At 64.0% G+C, this 4,819-nt stretch carries 3 protein-coding genes and 3 pseudogenes; 2 read left to right on the forward strand and 4 right to left on the reverse strand.

The annotated features are described in order from the left end of the window. The 4 genes and pseudogenes from ACZ50K_RS37550 to ACZ50K_RS37565 form a co-directional block, all read right to left on the reverse strand. Nucleotides 1-293, reverse strand: a 293-nt coding sequence (locus ACZ50K_RS37550; RefSeq protein WP_468911928.1) for an IS110 family transposase, incomplete at its 3' end; no start/stop codon positions are given. A gap of 304 nt (nucleotides 294-597) precedes the next feature. Continuing rightward, nucleotides 598-2,130 (reverse strand): ISL3 family transposase, encoded by a 1,533-nt coding sequence (locus ACZ50K_RS37555; protein ID WP_468911931.1) that lies wholly within the window; start codon nucleotides 2,128-2,130, stop codon nucleotides 598-600. A gap of 16 nt (nucleotides 2,131-2,146) precedes the next feature. After that, nucleotides 2,147-2,533, reverse strand: a pseudogene (locus ACZ50K_RS37560) (transposase family protein); the annotation flags it as partial. A 33-nt stretch (nucleotides 2,534-2,566) separates the two neighbouring features. After that, nucleotides 2,567-3,411: pseudogene (locus tag ACZ50K_RS37565) on the reverse strand (transposase family protein). 72 nt (nucleotides 3,412-3,483) lie between these two features. Between ACZ50K_RS37565 and ACZ50K_RS37570 the strand changes: the two are divergent. Next, on the forward strand, nucleotides 3,484-3,816 hold the full coding sequence (locus tag ACZ50K_RS37570; protein WP_468911934.1) for a hypothetical protein: 333 nt from the start codon (nucleotides 3,484-3,486) through the stop codon (nucleotides 3,814-3,816). Between the two features lie 886 nt (nucleotides 3,817-4,702). Continuing rightward, a pseudogene (locus tag ACZ50K_RS37575) lies at nucleotides 4,703-4,819 on the forward strand (IS5/IS1182 family transposase); the annotation flags it as partial.

The raw sequence follows: 4,819 nt of genomic DNA on the forward strand, positions 1-4,819 counted from the left end.
GCCGGGTTGACCAGCATCAGATTCAGGTGGGGCTGCAGCAGGTAGTAGACCGGCCGCCAATAGTCCGAGGTCGCCTCCATCACCACCACCTCAACCTGCCGCTCCACCAGCCAGGCCAGCAGACGCCGGACTTCAGCCGTCGTGGTACCGAACCGTTCCGTCTCCAGCGACCAGCTGCCGTTCCGCTTCGCACTCGGCGTCCGAACGCATGCGAGCAGGAACCGCTTTCCGAGGTCCACGCCGGCGGACCGTAGATGAATTACCTCGTCCTTGGAATCCTGGAGCCGGGCCATCCTGATCTCCCTCCCGCCCGAACACCCCCGTGTGCGGCGGGCATCCCGGAGGGGCCAAGGGCATGGCGGAGTCTGACACGCGTGCTCCAGACGGCAGACAAATCCCGTCCTGGCAAAAATCCGTGGTCCCCTGGTCGGCCCCCATCGCCATCCTGTAAAACGAGCTTGCCAGCATCGCAGGCCCATCGGCTGACCGGGACGTCCGACCCCATTTTCCCGTACCCGAGGTGATCAGCGCAGCCAATCTCGCCCACCTGTAAAAGGAACGGCTCTGTCTCATATTCGGTGGTGACGGAGGGTGGTGTTATCCGAGGAGGATGCGGTGGCGGAGTAGGGTGAAGCCTGCTCGTCCGTGCATTTGGCGGGCCATCCGCTTGGTTTTGGTGTTGATTCCTTCGGTGGGGCCGTTGCTGTACGGAAGTGTGAGCGCGGCGACTACGGCGTTGCGGTCTTGCTCGAGGCCGCGGGTGAACGCGTGTAGGTGCGGCAGGTCGGCAGTACGGACCTGGGTGATCCAGGGTCCGAGGGCGTCGGCGTTCTCGGGCTTCGGTTTCAGGAGCGGGGCGAAAGTCCGGACGGCGGTGGCCAGGTCGGTCATCTCAGGGCAGGCGCCCGTCAGCTGGCCCAGGAGATCGTGATGTTGGGCCTTGAGATTGTCTGGCCTGGTCAGGAGCATCCGGGCGAGCCTGCGTGGGGAGATGTGGCTGCGGTCGGCGTCCGCGCGGCCTTGGTTGATGTACTTGTGCAGGAGATTGAGACAGCCCGTGAACCCGAGAGCTTTGATCTCTTCGAAGAGGTGCTGGACGGGGACGGCGGGGTCTTCGGCCCGGCGTTGGCGCAGATGCTCGCGGTGGGGATCGACGAGGCTGGACCGGTATTTGGGGACCCGGAGCATCCGCTCGGGCCGATCGGCGCGGGCATAGCGCTTGACGGTGTTCAGAGCCAGTTGCAGGCGACGGGCGCATTCGAGGAGGCCCACGCCCTGGTCGAGTAGATCGTGGACGTGGTTCCAGCGTTCCAGAGTGGTCTGCGCGCGCGGGCCGTCATACAAGGGTGTGTCGAGTACCGCGGCCCAGCAGGTGCTGTGCGCTTTCACCTCGTCCAGGGCGGCTTCGCACAGGTTGTGCCACAGATGCCAGCGGTCGCTGACCTGCACGGCGTCCGGCAGCGCCTGGCGGATGGCTTCCGCGTAGGTCGTCGATCCGTCACGGCACACGACCTCGACCCCTGGATGCGCGCGCAGCCACGCTTCCAGCGTGTTGGCCGCGCGGTCGGGCAGGACGTCGATCCGTTGATGGGTCTCGGCGTCGATCACCACGGTGGCATAGCGGTGCCGCCGGCGCAGAGCGAAGTCGTCCACACCGATCACTCGCGGCACCCGCCCGACCGGCAAGGGGATACCCAGCAGGGAACGGAGGGCTGTGTGACGGGACAGACCCATGGCCAGTGCCGCCAGCAAGCGTACTCCAGCCCGGCCCGCTAACTCCTTCACCACCGCCTTGACCTGCATGTTCAGGCGGGCAGTACGCCGCTGGTAGCGCTCCAGCACCCCGGGCACCTGCTCGCGGAAGGTCTGACGGCACCCGCGCGTGGGACACACCAGCCGTCGCACCCGCACGCGGAGTACCACTCGCCGGCAGTCGACCGGCACATCGGCCACCGTCCGCCAGTGATAGCCGTGGACCTGTTCCGACGATGCGCCGCACACCGGGCAGGGCGCCGACCCCTCCGGCGTCCGCGCCCTCACCAGGACCCGCCCGCCCTCATCGGCCACGTCCTCGATGACCAGCGGGGACATCCCCGAAAACACCATCCGCACGAGCTCGTTGACATCCATCACACGAACAACAACGACTTCGACCACTCAGCGTCACCACCGAATGTGAGACAGAGCCGAACGTTTTACAGTCCCTGGTCAGACGGGTAGTGCGTCGCTGATAGCGCTCCAGCACCCCTGGCACCTGCTCGCGGAAAGTCTGGCGGCACCCACGTGTGGGACACACCAGGCGCCGCACCCGTACTCGGAGTACCACCCGTCGGCCGTCGACCGGTACATCGGCCACCGTCCGCCAGTGATAGCCGTGCACCTGCCCCGACGCCACCCCGCACACCGGGCAGGCCGCAGGCTCTCTCGGAGCCCGCGCCCTCACCACGACCCGCCCGCCCTCATCGACCACATCCTCGATGACCAGCGGCGATATCCCCGAAAACACCATCTGCACAAGCTCGTTGACATCCATCACGCCAACAACAACGACCGTCACCACTCAGCGTTACCACCGAATGTGAGACAGAGCCGCTCGATTGACAGACCCTCCTAAATTTGTGCAGGTCAGCAGGGTGTGGATGGCCTTCACGATAGTGCCGATGCGGTTGGGGGAGCATGGTGCACGTCGGAGGATCTTCCACGATTTCAGCAGGGCGAAGGCGCGTTGGCCGGGCGCGCGGAGGTGGGCGTGGTCGCGGTTGAACTGTTGGTAGTGGGCCGGCTGGATGCTGTGGTGGTGGTAGGGGGTGCGGACGGTGGCGCCGGCGCCTTGGTAGGCGCGGTCGGCGAGGATGAGGATGTGCCGGGTAAGGCAGGCCTGGACGATTCCGTCGGCGCGGGCCGCGGTGAGGTCGTGGGTCCGGCCCGGCAGGGCCCGGGAGAACCACAGGGGTGTGGCGTCCGGGCGGGCGATGACCTGCACGTTCATCCCATGGCAGCAGTGCTTCATCGAGTAGTACGGTTCGTCGGCGGCGATGCGGTCGGTGGGGATGATGCTGCCGTCGACGGTGACGAAATCGCCTTCACTCAGACCCACCAGGGCTTCGTGGAGGCCGGGTGCCCATGCGGCTAGCACGTCCAGGGTCTCGTCGACGTACCGCCAGGCCGTTGTCGTGGAGGGACCGAAACCGGCTGCGAGCTGCGGGAACGTTTCGTTCTTGCGTAGATGGGCCAGGGCCATGAGGGCCTGTTGGAAACAACCCAGGCATCGCCAGGGAGAGTTCAGCTCCAGCCGACGGGCGTGCAACAGCCACGAGACATGCTCGACGAGCTCGTGGGGGACGTCGAGCGTGGAAGAATACGGAACCAACAGGGCCCCTCGGACGCCGGTGTGCTGAGTGAAGTCACCACGCCAACGACCAGGGGCCCTGCCACGTCACCGATGCACGTTCACCCCTTCACTGCCAGGATGAAAAGGATTCAGTGGCCAACCTAGACAAGCTCATTGCTGAAATCGTGGAAGATCCTCCGACGGGAGCGATGCTCCACCAACCGAATCAGCACCATCGTCAAGGCCGTCCATACCCTCCTGACTTGCATAAATTCAGGATAAGAGGGGTTCAATGGGAACGCTCGATGGGAGGATCTTGGCCTTCAGCTGGAGCCCCTATCTGCGAAGTCCCTCAAAAATTACACAAAGAGCGCGAAGAAACTCAGTTCTTTTGGGTTCCGGGTTTTTCGATTCTTTCCGAAGATGCGCATTTTCATGGCCGCATTCTCTCCTTTGGTGGAATTGCTATGTCGGAATCTTATTGACTGCTTGGGGGCCGGGTAGGGCGGCGGATGTGCCCCTGACGCTAATGAAACGTTCGAGTCTGGGGGCCTGGATGTGGATGGGGGTAAATCCATCCGATGCTGCGCTTCACCCGGCTGTAAGTGAGCGCTTTCAGTCTGGACTTGTTCCGAGGACGTTGACGGCATGTCACCCGATCGGTGGGCAGATTGAAAGAGCTCAGTGGTAGGTAGTAGAGGACTCCTGGAGATGTCCTATAAGCATGAACGGCGTGGCGGTTTCCTCGCAGGGGACTGCCCGGCGGAGGGCCGTGCTGTGTTCGAGGTCGTGGGCCGCGCAGCGGTAGAGAGCCGGATGGTCGGCAAGGCTCTCCATCTCTTGATGCGGGCGCCGACGTAGCCTTCGTTGAGCGACCTCGGTTTCGCAACCCCGCAGGTAAATTCGACCTACTTGGCGAAAGCCCAGGACTGCACGCTCAATTGGTGTCAGCTTCGCATTCGCGTCAGGGCCTTCTTCGCGAGAATTCCGTAACCACCATAGGTACCAGTCATGGCGCTTTCCTCTCTCGAAAATTCCGGCACGGACACAGCGCGGTCCAGGCTCGTCACTACGATGCGGCACACGCAGACGCTGACCCATCGGCCAACCGGTGGGGCAGCTGGGGGAGTAGCGGATCCCCCAGCTGGCGCAAGAGGAACACGAAATCCAGGGTGATTGAACCTTCCCCTTGATCGTGGACACCTGGAGACTGGGACCTGAGGTTCCAAGGGGAGTAGCACCAGATGGTGAACAAGTACACGAAGCGGTACACCGAGGAGTTCAACCGGGACGCGATCGCGCTCGTCGACTCCATGGGTAAGACGCCCTCTAAGACCGTGTCCTATGTGGTGAGGTGTCGTTGGCCTGGGTATGGGGCGGGGTGCGTGGAGTGGGATTGTTCCGGACGGGTTGTGGGAGATCGCCGAACCGCTGATCCCGCCATCGAAGGTGCGGCCGCAGGGCGGCGGAACGGCGGACACCCCTGAT

The organism is Streptomyces sp. NPDC033845 (assembly GCF_055576225.1).